Here is a 25,693-nt window from a genome sequence, read left to right on the forward strand (position 1 = left end):
GACCTAAAAACAGGCAGCTACTGCTCAGCAAACAGCGGAAAAAAGAGATGGCCGGTTTGTCTCTTTATTTTGCTTTCCCCAGCCGGATCGTAACTGACAAGCACCGACGTCGCCGGGCCGCCGGAGGCAAACAGCGGAAGCGGGCAGGCGCAGGACCGCCATTGGCGGCCGTTGGCAGTCAACAGCTGCGTCCATTCGTAGTAAATGCCTTTGGAACCGACCGGGATCAACTCGTAAATGTATGGAGAAGCTAGGAGTTCGACAAACAGCGACAGCGGCGCGACCCATTGGGAATGCGCCAGCACGGCCGGGCCGACGAGCGGCCGGCCGATGACGGCAAACTTTGCCGCATCCGGCGTCACGCCGATCCGCTTCCGTCCGGCCGACACAAGCCCGATCGCTGTTACCCCAAGCGCTGACTGCACGGTGGGAAAATTCGATTCACTGCTGCCGGTGATAGGGAGATCGATCCCCAGCTCGCGGCACGCTCGCCTGATGCCGCGGCAAAGCGCTTCCCACCGGTCATCGGCGATGAAGTTTTGCAGCACAACGGCTTTCGCTTCCGCCCCAACGCTTAACAATTCCATTAAAGCGACGCGGACGGCAAAATACGCCACGACGTCCACCGGAGCGGACACGGCGTCAGCCGGCTTGTCCCCGACCGCCGCTGAACCGTCGGCGGCAACAGCGAGCTCCATGCCGTCGGCAAACGGAAGAAAAAGCACGTCACGCATGCGGCGCCCCCACCCCTGCCTTTGCCGCTAGGCGTATGGCAGCCGGCATGACAGCCATCGCGATCAACACGTTGATCGCGGCGGCGGTCGAAAGCGGTGGAATGACCGCGAAAACAAACGGCCAGCCGAACGAAACGGCCAACGGCAGCGGCGCTGCGAAGGCGTTGCCGATGAAAAATACGACAGCGCTGCCTAGTTTCCATCCCCGTCCGTATATGGCGGCAAACAACGCGCCAAGCCCCGCCATCTCCAGGGCGACAAGCCAATGGAACGGGCCGAGCGGCCAACCGCCGATCAACGCCGAAACTAAATGCCCCAGCCCAGCGACGGCCGCCCCAGCACGCGGGCCAAGCACAGCAGCGGCGACAAGCGCCGGCGCGCTGTCTAAAGCGATGCTGCCGACAAACGTCGGCAGCTTAATAAACGATCCGATGACAGAAAGCGCCAAACAAACAGCTATCCAAGCGAATCGGCGGGTCATTGCTTCTCCTCCTTGTCACGGAACACAATGGCGCTCCGTTCATACTCGATGTCCTTCACCCCTAAACGGGCGTTCACAACCCGAGCAGCGGCAAACAAATAATCGGACAGGCGGTTCATATATTTGAGCACGACATCGTTGATCGGCTCCGCTTTTTGCAAGGAAACGATGCACCGCTCCGCCCGTCTCGTCACCGTGCGCGCCATATGAAGCGCCGCAGCCGCCTTGGAGCCGCCCGGCAAAATGAATTTTTGCAATGGCGGCGCCTCTTGCATGTATGCATCAATGCGCTCCTCTAAAAACGCGACCATCTCCTCGTTCGCTTTATACGGCAGCTTGCCGTTGACGATGGCCAGATCGCCGCCGCAGTCAAACAGCTCGTGCTGGATTTTTTGCAGTTCGGCGCAAAGGTCGCGAAACCGCTCATCGCCTGAAAGCAGCGCAAGCGCCCAACCGATGAACGAATTCGCCTCGTCAATCGTCCCGTACGCCTCGACGCGCAAATGGTCTTTGTCAACGCGCCCGCCGACTAAACTCGTTTTCCCTTGGTCTCCGGTCCGCGTATACAATTTCACTTTTCTTCTCCCCCTTATTTCAATCGTTCCGCCAACCCGCACCAAAGCCGGTCGACGCGGCAGCACATGGACGCCAGCCTCTGGTAGCACATTCCAACTGCGTCGCGCCAGCGCCGTTCTTCCGAATCAACCGGAACGATGCCTTGCGTCACATCGGTGCCGATCCAGACGACCGCACGGTCAGGCTTTGCCGCTTCCCACCGCTTCCAAGCGCGGAAATAGGTTTCCCACTCGTCTGCGTCCGGCCGGCGGCGGATGGCCGCTTCCAACCCGGCGAAGACGACCGTTTTTGCCGTTTTGACGCCGCCCGGCGGTCCATACGGCTCCACATAACCGTCATGCCATACAATATGAACTCCATCGTTTATTCCGTACCGTTCCCGCACCCATTTTCGTTTTCCTTGAAACGCACCGCCGACAACGAAATGCACCGCTCTCCCCCTTTCCAACGCTCGATCGTCGACTCAAACGTATATCCGCCGGCAAACGGCACCTCCCATTCCCAAAACGGCCGGGCATCCGGCGCGTACTGTCCAAGCAGGAAGCGCATCGGGCCGCCATGGGTGACGATCACGACATGGCGGGCTTCGCTTTGCTCGGCCAAAGCGATCGTCTCCGCGAGCGCCTGTTTGATGCGCGCCTGAAACTCGGCATAGCGCTCCCCGCCGGGCGGCGCCGCAGAAAAGGGCGACGCAAGCCATTGGCGGTAAGCGGGTTCCGCTTCCAGCTCAGCAAACGTTTTTCCTTCCCAGGCGCCAAAGGAAAGTTCGCGCCAACGGCTTGTGCACCAATCCGCTTCGCGTCCGCCAAACAGCAAGGCGGCCGTCTCCCGGCAACGGCGAAGGTCGCTGGTGACAAGAAGGTCCACTGGATCAAACGGCCCCCACTGCAACCGGCATAGCCTATCGCTCTCCTCCGCCGCAAGCGGCGCATCCAGCCAGCCGATATACGCCTTCCTTCGATTTAGTTCGGTCATCCCATGGCGGATGAGTGTAACAGCCAAATGACGCCCCATAGCAGCGTCTCTCCCCCTTCAATGAACGCTCCGAGCACATCCCCGGTGATGCCGCCAAACTGTTTTCCCGCCCACGGCTTGGCTGCCGCCGCCAAGACCACGGCCGCTGCGGCCAGCGCCGCCCCTGTTTGCATAGGAATGACAGCGGATGCACAAAGAAGCGAAAGCAGCGCAAAAGCGAGTCCAAGCGCCCAAACAGCATCGTGCCATGAACTATATTCGCCTAGCGCCGCCGCCATTCCTGTCGGCTTCGCCAGCTTGCCGACGGAAAGAAGCAAGGCGGAACCAGTCCGCGACAACAACGGAACAGCGATGAACAGCGCCGGCGGTATGCCAGCCTGGAGCGACTCGTACAAAAACAGCCAGCGAAACGACAACAAACAACCGAGCGACAAGACGGCGAAGGCTCCGACGCGCGAATCGGACATAATCTCTTGCCGCCGCTTGACGTCGCGATACGAAAAAAACGCGTCGCTCACATCCATAAAGCCGTCAGCGTGCATCCCCCCGGCCATCCAAATGCTCAGCCAAAGGAGGAAAAGCGCCCAAACAAGCGGCGAGCCAAACGAAAACGATGAAAAGAGCGCATACACTCCGGCCGAAAGCATTCCAATCAGCGCCCCGGCAAGCGGCAGGCAGCGCACGAGCCAACGGACATGGGCGCCGTTCCATTCGATCGAGCGACGAATCGGGATGATCGTAAACAGCTGCAGCGCCAACAGCCAGCCGTTCCATGCTTGCTTCATTGCGGCCACCGCCCTTTTTTCACCCGAAGAAGGCCGCATTCGACAACCGCGGCGACCGCCGCTTCCGCAACCAACTGCTGATGAAGCAACCCAAGCGTTTTCATGTAGCGGAATGTGCCAGGATCATCCGGCACTCCCCCCGAAAACAGCTCGTTCGATACGATGACGACCGCGCGGCAGGCGGCAGCCCACGCCCGCACTTCGTCAAGCAAGCGGCGGGCGGTTGCCTGGGCGGACTCTTCCGTTTTCCAACTTTCGCTGAAAAACAGTTCGTCGGCCAGCCAGGCCGTCAAGCAATCAAGCAAAACGACATCGCCAACCTGCAAGGAAACCACAATCTCACGGGAAGTGAACGGAGCTTCCCACACCGTCCAACACGCGGCCTGCGCCGCCCGCCGCTCTCGATGGCGGCGGATGCGCTCCGCCATTTCTTCATCCGTTGCTTGAGCGGTGGCGATATAATGAAGCCGGCCGCCGCGAGAAAGCCGGATGGCGCACGCTTCCGCCGCTTCGCTTTTGCCGCTGCGCACAGCGCCGCTCACAAACACAATCATCCGTCCCACCTCGCAAGCGCCTCAAGCAGCCGATCGTTCTCCACCTGCGTTTTGACCGCGAGCCGCACGTAACGTCCGTCCAGTCCAGGAAAATTCATCGTATGCCGCGGGACGATTCCTTGTTGCAATAAATAGAAAAACAGCTCCTCCGTCCGACCGGAGAGCGGGCGCAACAAATAAAAATTGACAACCGACGGCGAGACGGCATACCGGCCGGGCGGCAGCGACCGAAACACCCGCTCCCGCTCGGCGGCGATTCGCTCTTTCGTCCACTCCACAAACGATTCCATCGCCGCGAAACGAAGCGCCAGCTGTTGCGCGATGCGGCTTGTGCTCCACGGCGGCTGACGCGTTTTCAGCGAAGCGATCACCGCTTCATCAGCCGCCACATAGCCGAGGCGCGCGCCGGCTAGATGGTGGATTTTCGTCAACGACCGAAGCACAATGAGGCGTGGATAGCGGCCCAGCCATCGCACCGCTGTAAATCCGCCGCTCCAAAACGGATAGAACGCTTCATCGACGACGACATACGTCCCAGCGTCGTTCGCTGCGGCGATGAACGCATGAAGTTCCCGCTCTGGCATCACGGTTCCGGTCGGATTGTTCGGATGGCAGAAAAAGACCGCGTCGCACTCCGACGCCCATGCCGCCGCTTTGTCAATGTCGTACGAAAAGCCGCGGCTTTCCTCTGCCATCAAAGACTTGACTTCGCATCCGTAAGCAAGGCAGGCGCGCCGGTATTCGGAAAACGTCGGCTCCAAGATGCCGACGCGCCGGCCGGCAAGCAGCGCGGCCAACAAATAAATCGCCTCCGCCGCCCCGTTTGTCACAAGCACTTGCTCCGGCCGAAGCCGTTCTTGCTTAGCAAGAAGCTCCCTAAGCGCCTTCGCTTCCGGATCTGGATACTCCGCCGCCCAGCGGATCCATTCCTCGCCGTCCGGCCAAGCCGACGGCGGCAGCCGGTACGGATTCGTATTGACGCTGAAATCGATATAATCGCTCGGGGCCGCCAGTCCGCACTGTTCATAAAGCGCGAGCGGATTCGCCCCATGCGCCGGCCAACGCAACGATCATCCCTCCGATCCATAGCAATAACGTAAACGCAAGCACCGTTCCGATCATCATGCCGACCGCCTGGCGGATATGAGCCGAGCGCAGCGGAACATCCGGGTCGCCGAGCGTCGGCCGCTCTGAGACGACGCCGCCGTATGTATTCGTTCCGCCAAGCTGCACGCCAAGCAGACCGGCCATCGCCGCCTCGAGCCAGCCGCTGTTCGGGCTCGGATGGCGGCGGGCATCGCGAAGCAAAATCGCCAACGAACGGCGAAAGCGACGGCCGCCGTAAACCAATACCATGAGGAACGCCGTCAGCCGCGCCGGAACGTAGTTGAGCGCATCATCCAGCCGGGCGGCCGCCCAGCCAAATTCGCGATACTTTTCGTTTTTATAGCCGATCATCGAATCGCATGTGTTCACCGCCCGGTACAGCATAGCGAGCGGCGCGCCGCCAATGGCCGCATAAAAGAGCGGGGCGGTGATGCCGTCGCTCGTATTTTCCGCCACCGTTTCGACGCAGGCGCGGGTGATGCCGGCTTCATCAAGCTGCTCGGTATCGCGGCCGACGATCATCGACAGCGCCCGCCGCGCCGCAGGAAGATCGCCCGCTTCAAGCGGCCGGCGCACCTCTTCAGCCGCTTCAGCGAGGCTTTTCGTCGCAATGGCGGTGAAAATGAGCGCCGCCTCAACCGCCACCCCCACGTACACCGACAGCGTATATCCCACATAAACGACCAACGCCGACAACCCATAAACGACCGCCAACACCGCCGCCACGGCCGCCGCACCTTTCGCCCGCCGCTTTGCCCCCTGATTCCAGCGTCGGTCAAGCCAAGCGATCAACTTCCCCATGCCGCGCACGGGATGCGGAAGCCAGCGCGGGTCGCCAAAGGCGGCATCGAGCAGAAGAGCCACCGTCAACGCGAACAGGTGCGTCATGGCCGTCCCCTCCGCCGCTTGTAGCGGTCAAGCGCCTCCGTTACTGCTTCATACACGAGCCGGCCGATCGCCCGCCCCAGTTCAGTCGCCGTTCCGGCATAGGCAAACGTCCGCCCGGTTTGCGTCGCCGCCACGGCGAGCGAATCAGTCGACGTCCCGGTGGCGACTGTCCCCGTTTCCGGGTCGCAAACCGAACGGTCAGCGAGCGCTTTCGCCTTCGCTTCCGTCGCCGTCATGACCGCTTGCACGAACGCGGCATCGGTGAGCCTTCCATCAATGACAACAACCATATTGATCGTCCCCGGTTTCACCGCAAACGGCTTATGCTGCCACGACCGCGCCGCATCAATTGCATTGCCGACGCCGGCCGTCGCCATGACCGCAACCAAAAACGCTTCCCCTTCCTCCTGAACCCACACAGCATCACGGACGTCAACCGCTGTCATCATGCCGACCGTTCGTTCCGGCAAAAACCCGCGCTGCTCCAAATAACGGTGCATGTCTTCTTCCGCATCGCGGCAATCATAATCCAAGCCAACTTGGCGGTTGACGAAATGGGTCGCCCATTGAAACCCGGCGCCGATCAATGCAGAAGACAGGACGCGAAGCGGCTTTCGGGCGGCAAGAACAGCGGCGTCATCAAGAAAGGACAAACGAAGCCCGGCGGCTGGTGATTCTTCTTTTCCTTTCGGCACAAACGAGAACACCGGTTTCGCCGCCGCCGGGTGGGCTTGACGCACCACTGGCGCGGCAAACACTTCCTGAAGCAGCGCCGGCGTCATCACGTCCGCCGGGGCGCCGAGCGCTGCTGTTTTTCCTTCTTTTAACACAATCACCCGATCGCAGTATAAGCTAGCGACGTTCATATCGTGAAAGACGGCGACAACCGTCAGGCCGCGGGAGCGCGCAGCTTCCACGAGCCGGTCCAAAAGCCGGACTTGCCCGCTTATGTCCATATGGTTCGTCGGTTCATCCAACAGAAGCAGCTGCGGCTCTTGAGCGAGCGCCCGCGCCAAATAGGCGCGCTGCCGCTCTCCGCCGCTCAGCCGTTCAAGCGGCTCATCGATTTTGTCGATCAAGCCGACGGCGGCGAGCGCTTCTTGAACCGCAGCTTCATCCTCTTTCGTCCACGTTGGAAACAAGCCGCGCTGATGGGCGTAGCGGCCGAGCGCCACCGTTTCCTTGACCGTATAGCCGTACGCCGTTTCCGCTGTCTGCGGCAGGACAGCGGCCATCCGCGCCCATTGCTTCGCTGACAGCGCCGAAAGCGGCTGACCGCTAATCGTGATCTCCCCGCTTACAAGCGGGAGCTCTTTGCTAATGAGTTTGAGCAATGTCGTTTTACCGCTGCCGTTCGGCCCGACGATGCCGAACAGCTCCCCTTTTTCCACGGAAAACGTCACATGATCAAGCACTTGCTTTAACCCATACTGATGTGATACGGCGCGCACCTCAAGCATCGTCATCCCATCTTTCGCCTTGTTTTTCGGAAAAATAACACCGCAAACAGCGGGGCGCCAATCAACGAGGTGATGACGCCGATCGGCAGTTCGCGAGGTTCAATGATCGTCCGCGCCGCCACATCGGCGAGCACAAGAAACGCGCCGCCATACAAGAGCGACAGCGGCAACAGCACCCGGTAGTTCGGCCCGCAAACGAGCCGGACCATATGCGGAACGACAAGCCCGACAAAACCGATCGTCCCCGACACCGACACCGCCGCCCCTGTAAGCAGCGCCGCCGCCGTCAAAATGATCACTTTTCGGCGCGTAACATCAACACCGACATGAAGCGCCGCCGCCTCGCCAAAAGCAAACGCGTTCAACTCGCGGGCGTTGGCGATAAGCACCACCGCGCCGATGAGAAAAAACGGCAAGAGCAGCCCGCTGTACTTCCAACCGCGCATCGCCACGCTCCCCATCAGCCAGGAAATGATTTGCCGCAACTCTTCGCCGGTTAGGGCGATCATCAACGAAATGAGCGCGCTGAAAAAGGCGCCGAAAATAATGCCGGCTAAAATGATCGTCTCAACCGACAGTTGCCGCTCAACAGCGCGGGTGAACGCCAAAACGGCAGCAAGCGTCGCCATGCCGAACAAAATGCTGACAACCGGCAGCGTAAACGTCCCAAACAGCGGCCATTGCCAGCCGAGAAAAATGACAAGCACCGCTCCGACCGAGGCGCCGGATGAGACGCCGAGCGTGTACGGATCGGCGAGCGCGTTTTTTAAAAGCCCCTGGAACGCCGCGCCGGCCATCGCCAGCGAGGCGCCGACCAAAAAGGCGAGCGCGACGCGCGGCAGGCGAATGGCCATCACAATTGGCACCCAATCGGCCGGAATGTCAGACGGAAGCGGCACCCCGAACCATTCGGCGGCGAGAATGCCGATAATAGAAGAAAAGGGAATCGACAGCGATCCTGTCGATATCCCTACGAGCAACGAAAGGACGGCCGTTGTAACGGCCAGAGCGTACATCAGCGTTTTACTTGAACACATCCGGGTAAACGGCTTTGGCAAGTTCCTCGACCCCTTCGGCAAGGCGCGGTCCCGGCCGGCTCACTAAATCGGAGTTGACGTCATACACCCGCTTGTTTTTCACCGCCGGCACGTCTTTCCAAGCGGCGCGCTCAAGCACTTGCTTCGCTCCGCCGTACGTTGTGATGATGACGTCCGGCTTGTACGCGACCGCTTTTTCTTCCGTCACCATCGGCCAGCCTTCCAAGCCGCCGGCGACGTTTTTCGCTGAAATCACTTGAAGCATCTCATCCATAAACGTCCCTTTGCCAGCTGTATAAATTTGCGGCGGCGGCGACACTTCAATCCAGACGTTTGCCTGTTTGTCCGCTGGGATTTGTTTTGCTTTTTCTTGAATTTGCGCAAGCTTCTCTTTCATCTCATCGATCACTTGCTTCGCTTTGCCCGTCGTCCCGGTCGCTTTGCCGATCAATTCGATGGACGCATACACATCATCAAACGACTTCGCATCATTGACAACGAGCACAGTGATGCCAGCGTCTTTCAATTGCTGCAGGCCATCGCGCGAGTTATGGGCGCTTGACGCGTGGGCCAAGACGAGATCCGGCTTGAGCGAAATGATTTTCTCGACGTTAAACTCCATGCCGCCGATTTTCGTTTTCGTTTTGACGTCTTCCGGATAATTGTCAAAATCGCTGACGCCGACAATTTTCTCGCCAAGCCCCAACGCATAGGCGATTTCCGTATTGCTTGGGATGAGCGAAACGATCTTTTTCGGTTCGGCTTTGATCGTCACATCCTCGCCGAGCCCGTCTTTCACCATCACCGGAAACGCCGCTTGTTCCGTTTTCGGCTCTTCTTTTTTCGCCGGCTGGGCGTTGCTATTGGTCCCACCGCTGCAACCGACTAGCACGGCAGCCAAAAGGAATAGCGCCACCAACACCGTCGGCCATGTCCAACGTTTCATTCTTTGTTCCCCCTCCTGCTGTGCAAAATAAAAACGCCCATTCCGTCCTGGCGGGGGAATGAGCGCGAAACGGCCTATGCAGGCGCAAAACAAGCCTGTGCCACCGTTTCCGCTTCTCACCCCCCGAAGAGTCGGAAACTGCTGCAAGCAAGGCAGGTCTACTGGCTCATGCTTCCTCCTACTCTGAAGCCTTCCCGTACGGAAAACAGCGCAAGCCATCTGTCCGTACAGTGGCGATTTCATTTCGTCCGCATTGACAGTTGCGGGGACAGCTCCGGATTCCCACCGGATTCCCTATTAAGCCTTCACGGCACCTTGCTGCGAGTTGATGAATTTGTCGGATATGGACATTTTTATAATAATGCAGCGTTTAGCATTTGACAACTATGAATTTACAGCAGGCTGAAACGGTGATCATGACTTGTTGGTGTTTATCCATCACGCTCTCCTCCTACATATGCGGAATGATCCTAGCCCTCTCCTGCAGACAAAAAGCAGCTGCCCCATCTATACTGCCATCTTGAAAAAAAAATAAGGAAAGATACCTCGCCTCTGGCACGGCGTCTTTCCCCGATACAACCTTCATCTCGTCACTGTTGAATATATTTGTCAAACACAAAGCCGAAATCTTTCACTGTATAGTTCTTTTTCGCTTCGGTCAGCCATTGAAACGCATATTCGTTCACCGCTTGAAAATCGGCCGCAATGTTGGCGCCGTCGCCGCGCATGTTGGCAAACACCTTGGCCGCCAATTCCAGACTCCGCTCGGCATAGTCGAACTTCATTTCGTTTTCATGGCAAATCTCAGCGATCGCCAGCAGCGATTTATACAAATCTTTCAGTTCCTCAATATGCTTTTTATGCACATCGATCGAGTATGAGTGCGGCCCAATTTTAAATTTGATTTCCGCGTCCAGGTCGACCGTCCCGGCTGTTTCGAGCGACACGTCGGAAATCGGATGCTTATAGTAATCGTAACGGCGCAGCGTCCGTTTTTTGCTCGTCGCGCTTGTGCCGTCCAAATGGATGAGCGCGCGGTTGGTGAAGCAATACTCATCCGATTTCGATTTGATAAGAAAATAGATTTTCTCCCCATCCTCGTGCATCACATAATCATCGGCATCCACTTTGTCATAGTCTTTCGGTTGAATGACCGTGCCGATGTCGCTCAATCCGAGCACATCAGCGGCGACTTTTCCAAACATGCTCATTTCTCCTCTCCGGTTTCCCAATTTTTATTGGCGCCCACCATGCAGCGAACAAGCACAACGCGTTTTGCCTTGACAAGGCGCCGTAATCTCATACCTTTCATCTATGTAATACGTCGAGATCGGAAAAACGTTTCATCGCCGCCAAAAATCAAAGGCCCAACGCCTTTTATGCCGGCGTCAGGCCATGCAGGAGTCTATAATTCTCCACTTAGCCGGGAGTCTTTGTTGGTGAGCCGCAAAAAGATCAATTGAACGCTCTCCCACCTACGCTTGCGCTTCGAGGTGGGAGATTCTTGGGAACCCCCGCCCTACGGCAGGCTGTTCGCCAAGCCATCCCCGTGCGTCCCACGGTTCAGCTGTCTTACGAAGACAGCAAACGAAGCCCTTCCTGCAAAATATTTCGGGCGGCGTTCTCGTCCCGATCATGTTCGGCTCCGCAGTTCGGGCACACCCACTCGCGGATGTCGAGCGATTTCACCTCAACATGCCGGCGCCCGCAGCACGAGCACAATTGGCTCGATGGAAACGTGCGGCCGACACGAACCAACGTCCGCCCGTACCATTTCGCTTTATACTCGAGCATCCGAAGCAAGCGCCCCCACGCGGAATCCGAAATGCGTTTGGCCAACTTGCGATTCTTCTGCATGTTCTGCACACGCAAGTCCTCCACGCACACCACTTGGTTTTCGCGGATGAGGCGGGTGGACAGTTTGTGCAGGAAATCGTTCCGGCAGTTGGCGATTTTCTCATGAAGCTTGGCGACTTTCAAGCGGGCTTTGCGCCAGTTCGAACCGCCCGGCTTCCGGCGGGCCATCACCCGCTGCCAGTACGCCAGCTTTTCTTCGTATCGGCGCCAATACTGAGGGTGTTCGACCTTCTCTCCAGTGGAAAGAACCACCATATGTTTCAACCCCAAATCGACGCCCACTTGCTTGTCCGTTGGGGGCAATGAGGGAATGTCCGTTTCCACGAGGATCGAAACAAAATACTTCCCCGTTCGGTTGCGGCGAATGGTAGCCGAAAGAATGCGGCCTTCCACCTCACGGCTTTTGGCAAACGCCACCCATCCGAGCTTGGGGAGTTTCAACCGATGGCCGTCCACTTCGATCGATGGGCGCCCCTTCTTTGGGCAGTTGCACTGGGCGGTGTACGACTGGTTCGGGTGTTTTTTGCTTTTAAAGCGGGGAGCATTCGCTATTCCATCGAAGAATCGATCAAACGCCTCGGCCAACTGTTGCAATGCATTTTGCAAGGCGGTCGAATCGGGCGCTTTCAGCCACGGGAGCGTTTGCTTCAACGCAGTCAACCGCTTGGAGCACTCGTTATAGCTAAGCCCCACCCCTGTTGTTTCATACGCCTGATTCCATTCGGACAAAAAGTGATTGTACACAAACCGGCAGCACCCGATCGTTTGGTGGATGAGCTCCGCTTGTGTTCGGGTGGGATACAACCGAAAGCGGTAGGCTTTGTGCATGACCTTCCCTCCCCCTTACAGAACATTTGTTCTATCCTCTATTTTACACCTTTTGTTCGTTGAAGGCAAGAGAGAGTGATGGCGAATGCCGATTCATCCCCCACTTCCGCTCACGCGTAGAAGTGGGGGTCTTCTCGGTTGGGAATGATAAACAGAACGAGCCACACGTAAATCGGCACTTGCGGCACAATGTCGGCCAAGGCGGCGGCGCTGACTAAGTAGAGAAGAGCCGGAACGAAAATGTAATCAAGCAAAATGACCCATCCGGCCATAAACCCGACATACTCATTAATCCCACGCTGGGCGTAGGAATACACCGACCCAGCGATTGGAAACGCCTCGGCCATTCTGGCGTAGCTCAAGGCGGTGAAAATCATCCCCACCATTCCGATTAAGTATGCTAAGGCGACCATCCCTTTTGACCCTTGGGCCACATACCCGTAAATGCCGAAAGGAGCGATCGGCACCATGAACACCATTCCGTAAATTAACAAGTCAACAAAGGTGAGTGACCGTTTTAATTCCTGTTTATAACCGAGCTGCTCGACTGATGTTTTCGTTTCCAATTGCATCATCTCCGTCCCTCCTTACTCCCCAAATAGGCGGACGCCGTATGCCTCGAGCACAAAGCGCGGCACAAAGAAGCGCGCCGTAACAAGCGGATCAACGACTTGGCTGATTTGCGTCTGGCCGGCGGCGCTGAGCACCATCGTCAAATGGTTCAGCGTCAACGGAGTGTGCGGCAACAGCAAATCAACCATTTCCTCAACCGACTGTTTGACCGCCTCATCCAACGTTTTGGCCGAGACGATCGTCGCAATGCCATCATCGTTTTGCAACAGCGGATGGTGGAGCGAATATCCTTTCATCACCCGGACGGTGACCGTCACTTCCCCCGGAATTTCGATGCCAGACACGCCGATTTCGCCGTCCCCCATCGCCGCATGCAAATCGCCTAATGCGAACAACGCCCCTTTGACAAAGACCGGGAAATAAACGGTTGCCCCTGTTGTAATGAGCTTTGTATCCATATTGCCGCCATGCGGCCCGGGCGTTCCGCACGACACATCCTCACCGCTCGGCGCTACCCCGATGACGCCAACCATTGGATTTAATGGAATAGAAAGATGCTCGTCAAATACGGCCCGGTTTTCTTCCACCGGAATCATTTTCGCCTCAAACTGCGGAATCCGATCGCCAAGCACCCCGAGCCCTGGGCCGACAGCCATGACCCCCTGTCCTTTGAGGCGAATCTGTTCAATTTTTACCGCTAAAATGTCACCGGGTTCCGCCCCTTCAATATAGATCGGTCCGGTCGCCGGATTGATATGATTCCAATCGATCGAGTCAAACGGCGTTTCGCTTGAAGTAATTTGATTTTGGAAACAGTCGTACGTTTCGATGACAAACGTTTCCCCTGACTGGACTGTTCGAACCGGTTGGTGGTTTTTGCTAAATGCATAAATGGCCGTCGTGCACGGAACAAATGACATGTTCGCTTTCCTCCCTTTCGTTTTTGTCTCATTATAACAGGGAGCAAACAAACTGTTTTGCATTTTTTTGATTCATTTTTGTTACTTCTTTATTTTTTGAATTAATCGATAAATCTGAGTAAACAAGAAACTGCCAATCCCATTCCATGCTATGGCCTCCAACTCATGATAGCGCATTCCCCATCGCCAGGCGATAGCAAACAAACATGCCCATCCGATCATGCCTATAACCCCCATCGGTTTCTCTCCTGTCCGTAAAGCAACCAACCCAAAACACGAGGAGGCAAGCAAGGCGGTCAGGAATATAACCATCCGCATCGGAAGAAGGGGAGCAATAAAAAAGAGGGCTAGTACAAGCAAAAAAGAGATGACATATGTCCATGAGAGATGCCTGCTCCACCTGCGCCAAAAGATTTGCACAACGGAATGCAAGGAAAGGGATAAGCTGAGTGACAACGCCGCCAGCAAGGCAATAGTAAGCGGCCAGGCAATCAAGACAGAAGAATGGAGCAGCCACCGTTTCAGTATGGCGGCAGTCGAAGCGGCCGCCGCATACGGGACGCATAAGGCTGCGACGGCCAACGGAAGCGGAGCAAGGCAAAACGCGGCCATAGAAAATGTCAGCATAACGCGTTCTTTTTTCAATATTGATGCAATATCCCATACATACTCGTCAGCCAACCATTGCCCGGCAGCCGCCGTCAGCACAACCCAAAACAACACGAACAACGAAGCCATGTTCACATCGAGAAAAGCTGGGACAGTGCGCACAATCATCTCATATTGCCGCGCCACACCGCCTGTTAGATAATAGGCAAACGGAACCATTCCCATCACTATATAGACAATGTATAACAGAACCGTTCCGATTTTCCGCATTCCCAACCAACCGGCGAGCACGGTAAACACGTACACATAGACGAGCCAAATGAATAAAAAATACGGAGAAAAACGAAAGAGTTGTTGCAGCAAATACGCGCATAACACGACAACGGTAAGCAGCCGGCCAATAGAAAGAAGGCGAACAAAAAACCGAAAGAAAAACAAAGCCCGCGCCGTAAAACAGCAGTCCGGCCAACGATCTCCGTCCTCTGTTAGGGAGCGATAGCGGACAGCCGCTGCTGAACGCCAAACTACAAAAATGGCGGCCCATACCGCCATAGCCGTCGCCACCCCCGCCGCCACTCCACCATGAATAAAGGCATAACATCCAAACAACAGCAGCTCTCCGGATGCGAAACGCATTAACAGGGCATTGACCCCTTTGCTTAATCCAAGCGCCTCTGCCCCTACAAAACTGCAGCGACCAATATGCGGCACAGCAGCAAGCAGCAGTACGCATGCCATGAATAAAAGCATATACCAGTCCATTATCCATTGATCTCCTTATACTTCGTAGGTGGCACACCGACATATTTTCGAAACGAATGGCTGAAATGATGTTGGCTGGAAAACCCCGTCTCCTCAGCAATGCGCGCCATGGACCAGTCCGGCTTTTTGATCAATAGCTCTTTCGCCTTTTCAATTCGGTAGCGATTGACGTAATCCTTAAAGTGGATGCCGACTTCCTCAACAAACAGCTTGCTCAAATAAGCCGGATGGACGTGCACGGCGGCAGCCGCCTTGGTCAAGCTGATTTTTTGCGCGTAATGGTGGTGCACATATTCGAGGGCCCCGCGGATGAGCGGGGACGAGACAAGCGCTTCCGGATGCTTTTGTTCAAATTTCGACAACGCCTGATCAAACTCGCTCTCAATGAGCGGCTTCACCAAGTAGTCGAGCACTTCAAGCTGAATCGCCCGTTTGGCATAAGCAAAATCTTGGTAGGCTGTAATAACGATCAAGGCGAGATCGGGCTGTTTTTGTTTGAGTTCGTGGGCCAAATCCAACCCAGACTGTCCCGGAAGGTGGATATCGATCAGCGCCAGCCGGAAGCGATGGGACGCGGCCAACCGTTTCGCCTCTGCGGCATCCTCCGCCGTGCATACCTCCCAATGTGGATATTTCCGCTTCACCAAATACGTGAGTTGCTCCAATTCCAAATATTCGTCATCGACAATCAACACCTTCATCGTTCATCCCTCATCCCCTGGAACATACGGCCAAACGACAAGCGCCTCCGTCCATCCGCGTTCATCTTTTTGCAACACAAGCTGAGTCGGCAAATCAAACAAAAGAGCAAACCGCTTGCGCAAATTCTCCAAGCCGACACCTCCATTCGCGATGGACAACTCCTTCCCTTCATTGCCATTATCGCAGACGCGCAAATATACCCAGTTGCCTTGACGTCGAAAATCGATCGTCAAACATTTTTCACCCGTTTTTTTCTCAAGACCATGCTTGAACGCATTTTCCACCAGTGTTTGCAGCGTATAACAAGGAATGAGCGCCCGCTCCCCGTCCGGATCTACGTGTACCGACACCGACAGCCTCGAGCCAAAGCGAAGCTGCTGCACCGCCAGATAGTTGTTTGTATGCGCCCATTCCTGCTTGAACGGAATAAGCGGCTGTTTCGGTTCATAACTATAGCGCAAAAACAACGCAAAATGTTCCATCCCCCGGATCATTTCTTCATTTTTTCCTAGACGAGCCAAGGATAAGAAAGCATTCAACGCATTGAAAAAGAAATGCGGGCGGATTTGTTGATGGAGCTGCATATACTTGCTTTCTTGGAGCTCTTTTTCCAGACGGATGCGCGCATGTTCCAGCTGCCAATAATCTACTTCTTTTTCCGCTACCCCTAACAGCGCTAAAACCGTCAACGACACGAGCGGCAACAATACGCTGAAAATGAGAATGAGATGAAACAACGGCTCGGCGATCATCAATATTCTCCCCGCCATTTGCAACACTTTTGCATTTATTTTTTATTTTAGCACAAAATAAAAAAACAGAGGCTGGGGTGTAAGGCAGTCCATTTCCCACAGCCGCAACTCCACTCCCCCATCTTCTTGATGAGCGCCCTACTCTCCACTTCAAAAAACGAAGGTGCCCCAAAAGAGCGGGGACACCTTTCCTTATCTTAATTTCTGGTATATATGCATCGAACACGATCAAAAAACCATATCTTCCCCCCTTGCATTCTCATGCATTTGGCTTATCATTTTCGCATGGCGTTGGCTAAAAATTCAACATCGGTGCCAATCACCACTTGCAAATCCGTTTGGTTGAGGCGAAGCACGCCCTTCGCTCCCAAACGCTTCAACTCCGCTTCATTGACTTTTGACATGTCTTTCACTTTTAGGCGCAAGCGCGTTACGCAATTGTCAATTTGCGCGCACAAACCGCCGGCCGCCGAAAAAGCCGAGCCAATCCGGCAGCTTGATATCGTGATAACGGTTGTACAAAAGCCCAGCGATGACCCCGGAGATGATGCCGCCTAATACGGACATATTAATGTCCTTATCAATGGCAGCCGCCCCTTTTGTCAAGACAAAGTAGCCGATCGCTCCAGCCAGCGCGGCGGCGCCGTTGCCGTCTTTCGCAAAACCGATGGCGAAAATCAACGCCAAGTTGGAAAACACGGCATCGCCTGCGGCGGCGATAAACGGAATATTCAATAAATCAGGCTGACCGAGCCGAAGCAACAATCCTGCCGCCGGCAAAACGGCAATCGGCAGCATTAATGCTTTTCCAAGCCGCTGTAAAAAGCCTAACATCATGATCCTCCCCTTTTCATCTCAATCATAAATTTGTACCGGTCGCCGCGGTACACCGACTTGACGACTTCCATCGGCCGACCGTCGGCGAGGCACGTGCGGCGCTCAAGCAGCAGCACCGGAGCCCCTTCTTCAATCTTCAGATGCTCCGCCTCCACCTTGCGGGCGACAGATGCTTCCAGTGTTTGAACAGCGGAACCGATGATCAGTCCTTTTTCTTTTTCGATAAATTCATAGACGGAACCGTTTACAACATCGCGCGTCAGTCCCGGAACAAGACGGACGGGAATATAGAGCGTCTCGAGCGCCATCGGCACCCCGTCGGCCAACCGAAGGCGTCGGACTTCGTAAAGGCCATCGCCTTCCGTGACGCCAAGTCCTTGGGCGAGCTTCTCGGAAGCCGGAACCATCTCAAAGCTGAGGACGATCGTGCCGGGGGTCATGCCGCGCGCCCGCATATCTTCGGAAAAACTCGTCAGCCCTTTCAGCGGTTGCTCGATTTTCTTCGCGGCGACAAACGTTCCTTTCCCGCGCCGGCGGATGAGATAGCCATCGTTCGCTAAATTGTTGACCGCTTGCCGAACGGTCATCCGGCTGATGTCATGCATTTCCGCCAACTCGCGCTCAGACGGGATCATCTCGCCCGGCTGCCACTCCCCTTTTTCGATCTTTTCTTTCATATATTGCTCGAGCTGATAGTAAATCGGAATCGGCGACTGTTTATCGATCATGGCGCATCCCCCGCCGCTTTTCCTTCGGGATGAGCGCTAGCGCCTCCCGGTCGGCGATGATCGTCACGTCCGGATGAAGGTGAAGCGCTGAAGCCGGCAAGTCCGGTGTGACAACGCCTTCGAGAAGCCGGGCAATGGCCTCTGCTTTTTCCTCCCCTGACGCCAACAGCACGATGCGGCGGCTGCGCAAAATGGTCGCGATCCCCATCGTAATGGCGTAGCGCGGCACGTCATCAAACGACGGGAAAAATCGGGCGTTCGCTTCCCGTGTCAGCTCGGTCAGCTCGACGACGTGGGTGGCTGTCGAAAACGGCGTCCCAGGCTCGTTGAACCCGATATGGCCGTTGCGGCCGATGCCCAAGAGCTGCAAATCGATGCCGCCCAATTCATCGATAAGCCGCTCGTAGCGACGGCATTCTTCGTCAAGATCAACGGCCAAACCGTCCGGCACATGCGTCTGATCGATCGGAATATCGAGTTGGCCAAACAAATGATGATTCATATAATAACGGTAGCTGTTCGGATGATCCGGGCCAAGGCCTACGTATTCATCCAAATTGACTGTGCGCACTCGTCGGTAGGACGTCCCGTTTTGACGGTGATCGGCGACAAGCTCATGGTACGTGCCAAGCACCGTCGAGCCGGTCGCCAACCCCAAAACGGCATCCGGCTTTTCCTTGACTTGCCTGATGATGATCGCGGCAACCTGGCGGCTCATCTCGTCATAATCCGCTGCTTCGATGAGCTTGATCATCGTTCATCGCCTCCTTCGCTTCCTCTGCTGTCGCTTGCGCCGCGCCCCCATTGGATGCCACGTTGCGATAGGCAAGCTGACCACGGCAAAACGTCATCATGACTTCATATTGCTCATTCAAGACGACGACATCGGCGTCTTTGCCGGGCCGCAAGCTTCCTTTCCGATCAAGGATGCGAAGCTGTTTCGCCGGATTCCAGCTCGCCATGCGGATCACCTCTTCAAGCGTGCAGCCGGTGTAATCGAGCACACGGCGGATGGCCTCACCAAGCTTGAGTACGCTTCCCGCCAGCGTGCCGTCGGCAAGCCGCGCCTCTCCGCCCCGAACGATCACTTCCCGGCCGCCAAGTTCATACCGCCCATCACCTAGACATTTTGCCCGCATCGCATCGGTGATTAATATGAGCCCATCGCTTCCTTTATTCCGGTAAGCAAAGCGGACCATCGGCGGCGCAACGTGCAGCCCATCGACAATCAACTCGCACATCACCTCATCGTGCATGAGCACCGCACCGGCGACACCCGGTTCACGGTGGTGGATGCCGCGCATCCCGTTAAACAAATGAGTGGCGTGCGTCACCCCTGCGCAGACCGCCGCTTGGACCTCATCGTAAACGGCATCGGAATGGCCGATCGATGCGACAACCCCCGTTTTCTTTAAATAAGCGACCAACTCAAGCCCTCCATCCCGCTCCGGGGCAAGCGTGACAAGGCGGATATGGCCGCCCGCCGCCTCTTGCCAGCGCTGGAACAGTGAGATGTCCGGATCGGCGAGATGACGCGGGTGTTGCGCTCCGGCGCGCTTTGGCGACAAAAACGGCCCTTCCAAATGAACGCCGAGCACTTCAGCCGCCCCTGGCCTGTTCGCCTCTGCCATATAGCGAGCGACGTTGTGAAGCGCAGCTTCGATTTGTCCTCCTGGCGCCGTCATCGTTGTCGCTAAGAAACTTGTCGTTCCTTCCGCCGGCAGCGCCTTCGCCATCGCGTCAAGCGCCTCCGGGGTCGCATCCATGACATCCGCCCCAGCCGCCCCATGAATATGAACGTCAATGAATCCCGGCACGACGGCAAACTGCGGAGAAAGCTCGATCACTTCTGCTCCGGCATCCGCTGGGCACGACGACATCGGACCGATCGCGGCCACTTTTTCCCCTTCGATCAGCACATACCCTTGTTCAATGTTTCCTGTTTCTGCATACACCGCGGCATTTTTCAATATCCATCGCTTCATAGCGGTTCCTCACTTTCTGTTCCTATTATAACATTATATAATCTAGTTGTCTATACCACTATAATGAGCTTTGACTGGCAATCTACTCACTCCAGCACTAAAGAAGCGGGGAAGCGGCGGCTTCCCCGCTCTTCCAAACGGCGCTATGCTTCTTTCGGCTCACCGGACGGCAAATAAAAGGAAAACGTCGTTCCTTCGTTCAGTTTGCTATGGACGGTAATGAGCCCTTTATGCGCTTCCACGATGTTTTTGGCGATGGCAAGGCCTAACCCGGTGCCGGAACGGCCGCGCGTGCGCGCTTTATCGGCTTTGTAAAACCGTTCAAACACAAACGGCAAGTCTTCCTCGGGAATGCCGGAACCGGAGTCTTGGACATGGATTGTCACGCCGTCGCCGCTCCGTTCAACGATGAGCCGGACCGCGCCGCCTGATTCCGTATGGCGGATAGCGTTGTCGATTAAGTTCGTCAGCACTTGTTCGATCCGATCGGGATCGAGAGCGATTTCGATGTCCCGGTCGCGAAACTCAGCAGTCAGCTCGATTTGCTTTTCTTTCGCCAAGCCTTGAAACTTGCGGATCACCCGCTCGATGTAAGGAACGAGCTTAACTTGTTCGTACGCTAGCTCGATATGGCCGGCTTCCATGCGGGCGAGATCCAACAAATCGTTGACTAGGCGGCCCATGCGCAGCGACTCGTCGTAAATGACTTTCGCCATTTCTTTTTTCTCTTCTTCGCTTGCCGCGATATCATCGATGATCGCCTCGCTGTAGCCTTGCAGCATGGCAATCGGCGTGCGCAATTCATGCGAGACGTTGGCGATGAAATCTTTGCGCAGCTTATCGAGCCGCCGCTCTTCGGTCATGTCGCGCAAAACGGCGACCGCGCCGCGCACCATCGTTTTGCCGTACAGCGGCGTCATTAAAATGACCCACGTCCGCCCCTGCAGCGTCACTTCGGTCGATTGCTCCTTCTCCTCGCGGACGACGCGGGCAAACAGCTCTTTCACTTGCGGCGGCAGCGGCGCCATCGCTTCCGCGTCGCTCCCTTGCTCAAAATACCACGCCTGCAAAAACCGCTCAGCCGGCGGGTTCGTAATCAAAATTTCCCCGTCGCGGTTAAACGTCAAGACGCCGTCGGCCATGCTGCTTAAAATGCTGGCGAGCTGTTCTTTTTCCTGGTTTAAGGCGTTGATGTTAAACTGCAGACGCCGCCCCATTTGGTTGAACGCCATCGCCAGCCCACCGATTTCATCGTTCGTTAAAATCGGCACTTTCATATCGAAATGGCCGCGCGCCATTTCGAACGCGGCTTGACGCATTTTCCGGAGCGGGGCGGTGATGCGCGTTGATAAGAAAAAGGCAAAAAACGTCGTCATGACAATGGCGATAAATGCGGCGAGAAAAATGAGCTCTTTCGTACGACTGGTCGCCTGTTCAATCGCTTCAAGCGATTGGTAAATAAACACAGCGCCGCGGCTGCCGTCCGGCATCGACATCGGCACGCCGACGATGATCATATCGCGGGGCAGCTTTTCTTTTGGCTGCCACTCCGGCGCATACAGACGTTTTTTCACCGTCTCCCGCTCGGTCAGCACACGGCGCAAATCCCGATCTTGGCGGATGGAAGACAGCGGCATATTATCCAAACCAGCGTCGCCAGGCGAATACCAATAGTGCGACTCGTCGGCGACAATGACGGCTTTCGTGCGGTTGTCCATAAGCGTCCAAGCGATCGAGCGGGCGAGCTGCTCATCGCGATAGTCGTGCATCACTTCAGCCACTTTCGTCGCCAGGCGGGTTAAGTCGTTTTCTGCTTCCTGCACATAATAATCTTCCAAAAATTTAATGAGCAAAATGCTTAAAATAAACAGCACGCACGAGACGAGCAGCAAAATCGTAAACCATAGCTTGCCGACAACACTGCGAAACAGCCACATCAGTCGTTCACTGCCTCAAACTTGTAGCCGACGCCCCAGACGGTGACGATCATTTTCCCCGCTTGCGGCGACGCTTTGTTCAACTTTTCGCGCAATCGTTTAATGTGGGTGTCGACTGTACGCAAGTCGCCGAAAAACTCGTAATGCCATACTTCCTTCAACAGCTGTTCGCGGTCGAACACTTTGTCGGGCGAGCGGGCCAAAAAGAGAAGCAATTCATATTCTTTCGGCGTTAAACTGACTTCCTTGCCGTCGACCGTCACCCGATGAGCGTCGTTGTCAATTGTCAAATGCGGAAACACAAGCACGTCTTTCGCCGTCGTCTCCACCGGCGCGTAAGCAGCGTTCGCCGCGCGGCGCAACAGGGCCTTGACGCGCAGCACGACTTCGCGCGGGCTGAACGGCTTGACGATGTAATCATCCGTGCCGACCTCAAACCCTTGCACCCGGTTTGATTCCTCGCCTTTTGCCGTCAACATAATGATCGGCGTCGTTTTTTGCTCGCGAATTTCTTTACACACTTCAATTCCGTCTTTCCCCGGCAGCATCAAATCGAGCAAAATGACATCATAATCGTTCGCCAACGCTTTCTCGAGCGCCTCATTGCCGTCGCCGGCTTCATCGATTACATAGTTTTCCCGTTCCAAATACATTTTCAACAGCCGGCGGATGCGCTCCTCATCGTCCACTACCAAAATGCGGATCGGTTTTTCTTGCTTCTCCATCCCAACACACCCTCCCAACGAAAATGGAAAACGTCCCCGCTTTCTAGTTTATCGAAAAACCGGATGCCCGCCAACAGAGCATCCGGTTGCCTGCTTATGATGTTCCGGCGTACGAGTGCAACCCCGCGATGACGAGGTTGACCGCCACTAAGTTGAACATAATAATGGCGAAGCCGATGACGGCCAGCCATGCCGACTTTTCACCGTGCCAACCTTTTGACAAACGAAGGTGCAAAAAGGCGGCGTAAAACAGCCAAGTAATGAGCGCCCATACTTCTTTCGGGTCCCAGCCCCAAAAACGCGTCCAAGCGATTTGCGCCCAAATCATGGCAAAAATGAGCGCCCCGAGCGTAAACACCGGAAAACCAATCGCCACCGCCCGATAGCTGATTTCATCCGTCAAATCCAAATTGACGTTTTTCACAAGCGGCTGCAGCGCCGCTGCGATGCGCTTCCGCAATCCGAGCCGGAGCAGAATGTATAACACCGTACCAGCCATGAGCGACCAAAGAACTGTGTTCAGCTTTTTCGCGTTGATCATAGCCGGCATTTCAACAAGCGGCTCCATGCGGCCGGCGCTTTCTTTGGCAAGCTCGCCCTTGTGCGGCCCAACGAGCGCCGGCATGTCGTAAATGACCTCAGCCGTCTGCTTGTTTTTGTCAATCCATGTGAACTTCGCTTCATACCCAGAAAGCCCAAATGCCGTCGAAACAATGACAAAGCCAAGCGTCGTAATTAAGCAAAACATGACCACTTCGAGCCAAAACGTCCGTTTCGACGGCTTCGATTGATCGACGACGCGGATCAAATAAATGAGCCCAGCGACAAAGCTGATGGCCAAAATCGCTTCGCCGGCGGCCGCCGTCGTGACGTGAATGTGCAGCCAGTCGCTTTGCAAAGCGGGGATGAGCGGCGAAATTTCGCGCGGAAACATGCTCGCGTAGGCAATCACAAGCAACGCAACCGGCAGCGCAAACAAGCCGAGCACACTCAGCCGGTAAATAAAATAAATAATGATGAAGGCGGCGACGAGCATCATGCCGAAAAACGTCGTAAACTCGAACAAGTTGCTCACCGGCGCGTGCCCGGCGGCGATCCAGCGCGTCACAAAATAGCCGACTTGAGCGAGAAAACCTATAATCGTTACGGCGATGCCAAACTGCGACCAACGATCCTTCCCTTGACGCTCTTTTCGCTTGTCGCGAATGGCGCCGCCAAAAAAGAACGTGCCGATTAAATATAGAACGAACGCGATATATAGCAATGTACTGCTAAGCTGTGCCATGCGCTTGTCCCCCTTGTCCGGCTTGTTTCTCTTCCTCGAGCCGATCGGTCGGCATCGCGACGCCAGTGCCGTCAAGCAGGCGGCGCAGCTCGTTTTTCAAGCCGAACCAGTTTTTGTTTGTGTGCGCAGCGATCCATAATTCGCCGTTTATCCGCTGCACCCAAATGCGGCGGTGGTTCCAATACATTCCTTGGATGAGGCCGATCATGAAAATCACGCCGCCTAGCCCTAAAATCCAAAGCGTAAAGTCGCGGCGGACGGTCAACCCCGAAACATTGCGGGTTTGAAGCCCAGCGAACGCCATTTTGTATTTGTTGTCGCCAAACGGCTCGATCGTCTGCCGGATGGCGACAAAGCTCACTTCCCCTTTCGGACGGTCCGGCGCGTACATTTTGAAAACGAACGCCGGGTTGTTCGGCACACGCGACTTCGTTGACGGATTGCCGTCTTCGTCAAACTCAAAATCGGGAAAATAGCTTAATAGCTCGACTCGATACCCATGTCCGAGATTGTATGACTCTTTCGGATCATACAAGTCGACCGTCACCGTGCCGAACGTTTTCCCCGACTGCTTGTCCGCCAACTGAAATGACATCGCTTTCGGCTCATTCAAGCGGAAATCGACTTGGTAGAGCGCATAATGGTCGAACTTCAGCGGCTCGTTGACGCGAATCGGATACTCCTTCACTTTTTCAAGCTTCGGCTTGGCGCCGGGGATCACGGGGCCGACGCGCTTATACAACACGACGTTTGTTTGATAGTTTTTGGCGATCATCCCGTTGCCGACGCGATCGATGGCGGCGTTGAACACTTCATTGTCCTTGCCTTTCTCATATGTTTCAAAAATAAATTTTTCGCTCTTTAAAAAGTAGCGGCCGTTCGTCCCAGGAATTTCTTTTGTCTCCCCTTCCGGAATCCACATCACCCGGTCGGTGTACATGCCGGGAACCGAACGGAGCATCGCCCCGATCAAGAAAATGATGAGACCGATATGGTTGACATACGGCCCCCACCGGGAAAACCGCCCTTTTTCAGCGAGCAAATGCCCGCCTTCCTCGCGGACATGGTAGCGCCGCGCAGCCAGCCGCTCTTTCAACACAGCCATCGTCTTGTCGAGATCGCTCACATGCGAGACGCCAAACAGCCGCTGCCGCTCCAAAAAGTGCGGATGGCGCTTCACCCCTTGCCGCTTCAAGGCGCGGTACAGCGGAATGACCCGATCCAGACTGCAAATGACGAGCGAGACGCCGATTAAGGCGATGAGCAAAATGTACCACCATGAGCCGTACAAGTTGTTAAAGCCGAGCTCATAATACAACTTCCCTGCCCAGCCGTACTGCTGCTTGTAATATTCAGCCGGATCGACGTTCGGCGGAATGTACATTTGTTGCGGAAAAATTGTGCCGATCGCCGAAGCGACAAGCGTGATGACAATGAGCGCCACGCCGACTTTGACCGACGAGAAAAACGCCCAAATTTGGTCGATGATCGTTTTTTTATACGTTTGCGACCGGCGCGCACTTCCTTCGTAGCGCATGTCCAAAAGTGGTCTCTCTCCCAAATCGACAAGCGGCTTGCCACACGACTCACAAAACGCCGTACCGTGCGGATTGACGTGGCCGCATTCGCATTTGACTTGTTCCATGACGC

26 protein-coding genes, 2 pseudogenes and 1 riboswitch are annotated in these 25,693 nt (G+C 55.7%); all 28 genes and pseudogenes read right to left on the minus strand.

Going from position 1 to position 25,693, the window contains the following annotated elements; translation table 11 throughout:
• Positions 1 to 17: 17 nt before the first annotated feature.
• The 28 genes and pseudogenes from GJ1_RS06730 to resB all read right to left on the minus strand — a co-directional run bounded on the left by GJ1_RS06730 (position 18) and on the right by resB (position 25,688).
• Positions 18 to 734, minus strand: coding sequence for an AIR synthase related protein (locus GJ1_RS06730; RefSeq protein ID WP_066230210.1), 717 nt, complete (start codon positions 732 to 734; stop codon positions 18 to 20).
• Positions 727 to 1,215 carry an ECF transporter S component gene (locus tag GJ1_RS06735; protein ID WP_066230213.1) on the minus strand — a complete coding sequence of 163 codons (489 nt, stop codon included), beginning with the start codon at positions 1,213 to 1,215 and terminating at the stop codon, positions 727 to 729. The genes GJ1_RS06730 and GJ1_RS06735 overlap by 8 nt, the downstream gene beginning before the upstream one ends.
• The gene (locus tag GJ1_RS06740; RefSeq protein WP_066230217.1) at positions 1,212 to 1,790 is read right to left on the minus strand and encodes a cob(I)yrinic acid a,c-diamide adenosyltransferase; all 579 of its coding nucleotides are present in this window, start codon (positions 1,788 to 1,790) and stop codon (positions 1,212 to 1,214) included. Before GJ1_RS06740 ends, GJ1_RS06735 begins: the two co-directional genes overlap by 4 nt.
• 14 nt (positions 1,791 to 1,804) lie before the next feature.
• Complete coding sequence (locus tag GJ1_RS06745) at positions 1,805 to 2,221, minus strand: bifunctional adenosylcobinamide kinase/adenosylcobinamide-phosphate guanylyltransferase (protein ID WP_066230220.1); 417 nt, start codon at positions 2,219 to 2,221, stop codon at positions 1,805 to 1,807.
• Complete coding sequence (locus GJ1_RS06750; RefSeq protein WP_066230223.1) at positions 2,155 to 2,805, minus strand: histidine phosphatase family protein; 651 nt, start codon at positions 2,803 to 2,805, stop codon at positions 2,155 to 2,157. The genes GJ1_RS06745 and GJ1_RS06750 overlap by 67 nt, the downstream gene beginning before the upstream one ends.
• On the minus strand, positions 2,763 to 3,551 hold the full coding sequence (locus tag GJ1_RS06755) for an adenosylcobinamide-GDP ribazoletransferase (protein ID WP_066230225.1): 789 nt from the start codon (positions 3,549 to 3,551) through the stop codon (positions 2,763 to 2,765). Before GJ1_RS06755 ends, GJ1_RS06750 begins: the two co-directional genes overlap by 43 nt.
• Positions 3,548 to 4,105 (minus strand): bifunctional adenosylcobinamide kinase/adenosylcobinamide-phosphate guanylyltransferase, encoded by a 558-nt coding sequence (locus GJ1_RS06760; RefSeq protein ID WP_066230230.1) that lies wholly within the window; start codon positions 4,103 to 4,105, stop codon positions 3,548 to 3,550. The genes GJ1_RS06755 and GJ1_RS06760 overlap by 4 nt, the downstream gene beginning before the upstream one ends.
• Positions 4,102 to 5,172 (minus strand): threonine-phosphate decarboxylase CobD, encoded by a 1,071-nt coding sequence (gene cobD, locus GJ1_RS06765; RefSeq protein ID WP_066230234.1) that lies wholly within the window; start codon positions 5,170 to 5,172, stop codon positions 4,102 to 4,104. The genes GJ1_RS06760 and cobD overlap by 4 nt, the downstream gene beginning before the upstream one ends.
• Positions 5,129 to 6,100 carry an adenosylcobinamide-phosphate synthase CbiB gene (gene cbiB / locus GJ1_RS06770; protein ID WP_066230237.1) on the minus strand — a complete coding sequence of 324 codons (972 nt, stop codon included), beginning with the start codon at positions 6,098 to 6,100 and terminating at the stop codon, positions 5,129 to 5,131. The genes cobD and cbiB overlap by 44 nt, the downstream gene beginning before the upstream one ends.
• On the minus strand, positions 6,097 to 7,566 hold the full coding sequence (locus tag GJ1_RS06775) for an adenosylcobinamide amidohydrolase (RefSeq protein WP_066230240.1): 1,470 nt from the start codon (positions 7,564 to 7,566) through the stop codon (positions 6,097 to 6,099). Before GJ1_RS06775 ends, cbiB begins: the two co-directional genes overlap by 4 nt.
• Complete coding sequence (locus GJ1_RS06780; protein WP_066230242.1) at positions 7,563 to 8,618, minus strand: FecCD family ABC transporter permease; 1,056 nt, start codon at positions 8,616 to 8,618, stop codon at positions 7,563 to 7,565. Before GJ1_RS06780 ends, GJ1_RS06775 begins: the two co-directional genes overlap by 4 nt.
• Positions 8,584 to 9,543, minus strand: coding sequence for an ABC transporter substrate-binding protein (locus GJ1_RS06785; RefSeq protein ID WP_066230245.1), 960 nt, complete (start codon positions 9,541 to 9,543; stop codon positions 8,584 to 8,586). Before GJ1_RS06785 ends, GJ1_RS06780 begins: the two co-directional genes overlap by 35 nt.
• 134 nt (positions 9,544 to 9,677) lie before the next feature.
• Positions 9,678 to 9,876: riboswitch (cobalamin riboswitch) on the minus strand.
• 257 nt (positions 9,877 to 10,133) lie between these two features.
• On the minus strand, positions 10,134 to 10,748 hold the full coding sequence (locus tag GJ1_RS06790) for a PH domain-containing protein (RefSeq protein WP_066230248.1): 615 nt from the start codon (positions 10,746 to 10,748) through the stop codon (positions 10,134 to 10,136).
• A gap of 367 nt (positions 10,749 to 11,115) precedes the next feature.
• On the minus strand, positions 11,116 to 12,228 hold the full coding sequence (gene tnpB, locus GJ1_RS06795) for an IS200/IS605 family element RNA-guided endonuclease TnpB (RefSeq protein WP_066230251.1): 1,113 nt from the start codon (positions 12,226 to 12,228) through the stop codon (positions 11,116 to 11,118).
• Positions 12,229 to 12,374: 146 nt separating this feature from the next.
• Positions 12,375 to 12,803 (minus strand): annotated as a pseudogene (locus tag GJ1_RS06800) (APC family permease); the annotation flags it as partial.
• Between the two features lie 12 nt (positions 12,804 to 12,815).
• A complete protein-coding gene (locus GJ1_RS06805) occupies positions 12,816 to 13,721 on the minus strand; it encodes an acetamidase/formamidase family protein (protein ID WP_066230259.1) in 906 nt (301 codons plus the stop codon).
• An 81-nt stretch (positions 13,722 to 13,802) separates the two neighbouring features.
• Complete coding sequence (locus tag GJ1_RS06810; protein ID WP_066230262.1) at positions 13,803 to 15,092, minus strand: hypothetical protein; 1,290 nt, start codon at positions 15,090 to 15,092, stop codon at positions 13,803 to 13,805.
• The gene (locus GJ1_RS06815) at positions 15,092 to 15,793 is read right to left on the minus strand and encodes a helix-turn-helix domain-containing protein (RefSeq protein WP_066230265.1); all 702 of its coding nucleotides are present in this window, start codon (positions 15,791 to 15,793) and stop codon (positions 15,092 to 15,094) included. The genes GJ1_RS06810 and GJ1_RS06815 overlap by 1 nt, the downstream gene beginning before the upstream one ends.
• Before the next feature lie 3 nt (positions 15,794 to 15,796).
• Positions 15,797 to 16,546, minus strand: a complete 750-nt coding sequence (locus GJ1_RS06820; protein ID WP_066230268.1) for a sensor histidine kinase — start codon at positions 16,544 to 16,546, stop codon at positions 15,797 to 15,799.
• 275 nt (positions 16,547 to 16,821) lie between these two features.
• Positions 16,822 to 16,950: a PTS sugar transporter subunit IIB gene (locus GJ1_RS19420; protein WP_245629354.1), complete on the minus strand. Its 129-nt coding sequence runs from the start codon at positions 16,948 to 16,950 to the stop codon at positions 16,822 to 16,824.
• A 49-nt stretch (positions 16,951 to 16,999) separates the two neighbouring features.
• A pseudogene (locus GJ1_RS06825) lies at positions 17,000 to 17,380 on the minus strand (PTS transporter subunit EIIC); the annotation flags it as partial.
• Complete coding sequence (locus tag GJ1_RS06830) at positions 17,380 to 18,111, minus strand: GntR family transcriptional regulator (RefSeq protein ID WP_066230271.1); 732 nt, start codon at positions 18,109 to 18,111, stop codon at positions 17,380 to 17,382. The pseudogene GJ1_RS06825 and the gene GJ1_RS06830, both read right to left, overlap by 1 nt.
• On the minus strand, positions 18,101 to 18,865 hold the full coding sequence (gene nagB / locus GJ1_RS06835; RefSeq protein WP_083509966.1) for a glucosamine-6-phosphate deaminase: 765 nt from the start codon (positions 18,863 to 18,865) through the stop codon (positions 18,101 to 18,103). Before nagB ends, GJ1_RS06830 begins: the two co-directional genes overlap by 11 nt.
• Positions 18,834 to 20,096, minus strand: coding sequence for an N-acetylglucosamine-6-phosphate deacetylase (gene nagA, locus GJ1_RS06840; protein WP_245629352.1), 1,263 nt, complete (start codon positions 20,094 to 20,096; stop codon positions 18,834 to 18,836). Before nagA ends, nagB begins: the two co-directional genes overlap by 32 nt.
• 143 nt (positions 20,097 to 20,239) lie before the next feature.
• Positions 20,240 to 22,033 carry an ATP-binding protein gene (locus tag GJ1_RS06845; protein WP_066230273.1) on the minus strand — a complete coding sequence of 598 codons (1,794 nt, stop codon included), beginning with the start codon at positions 22,031 to 22,033 and terminating at the stop codon, positions 20,240 to 20,242.
• On the minus strand, positions 22,033 to 22,758 hold the full coding sequence (locus GJ1_RS06850) for a response regulator transcription factor (protein WP_066230275.1): 726 nt from the start codon (positions 22,756 to 22,758) through the stop codon (positions 22,033 to 22,035). The genes GJ1_RS06845 and GJ1_RS06850 overlap by 1 nt, the downstream gene beginning before the upstream one ends.
• Before the next feature lie 94 nt (positions 22,759 to 22,852).
• The gene (gene ccsB / locus GJ1_RS06855; protein ID WP_066230277.1) at positions 22,853 to 24,043 is read right to left on the minus strand and encodes a c-type cytochrome biogenesis protein CcsB; all 1,191 of its coding nucleotides are present in this window, start codon (positions 24,041 to 24,043) and stop codon (positions 22,853 to 22,855) included.
• A complete protein-coding gene (gene resB, locus GJ1_RS06860; RefSeq protein WP_066230279.1) occupies positions 24,030 to 25,688 on the minus strand; it encodes a cytochrome c biogenesis ResB family protein in 1,659 nt (552 codons plus the stop codon). The genes ccsB and resB overlap by 14 nt, the downstream gene beginning before the upstream one ends.
• Positions 25,689 to 25,693 lie beyond the last annotated feature (5 nt).

Origin of the sequence: Geobacillus jurassicus NBRC 107829, assembly GCF_001544315.1 — a bacterium.
Taxonomy (GTDB): Bacteria; Bacillota; Bacilli; order Bacillales; family Anoxybacillaceae; genus Geobacillus; species Geobacillus jurassicus.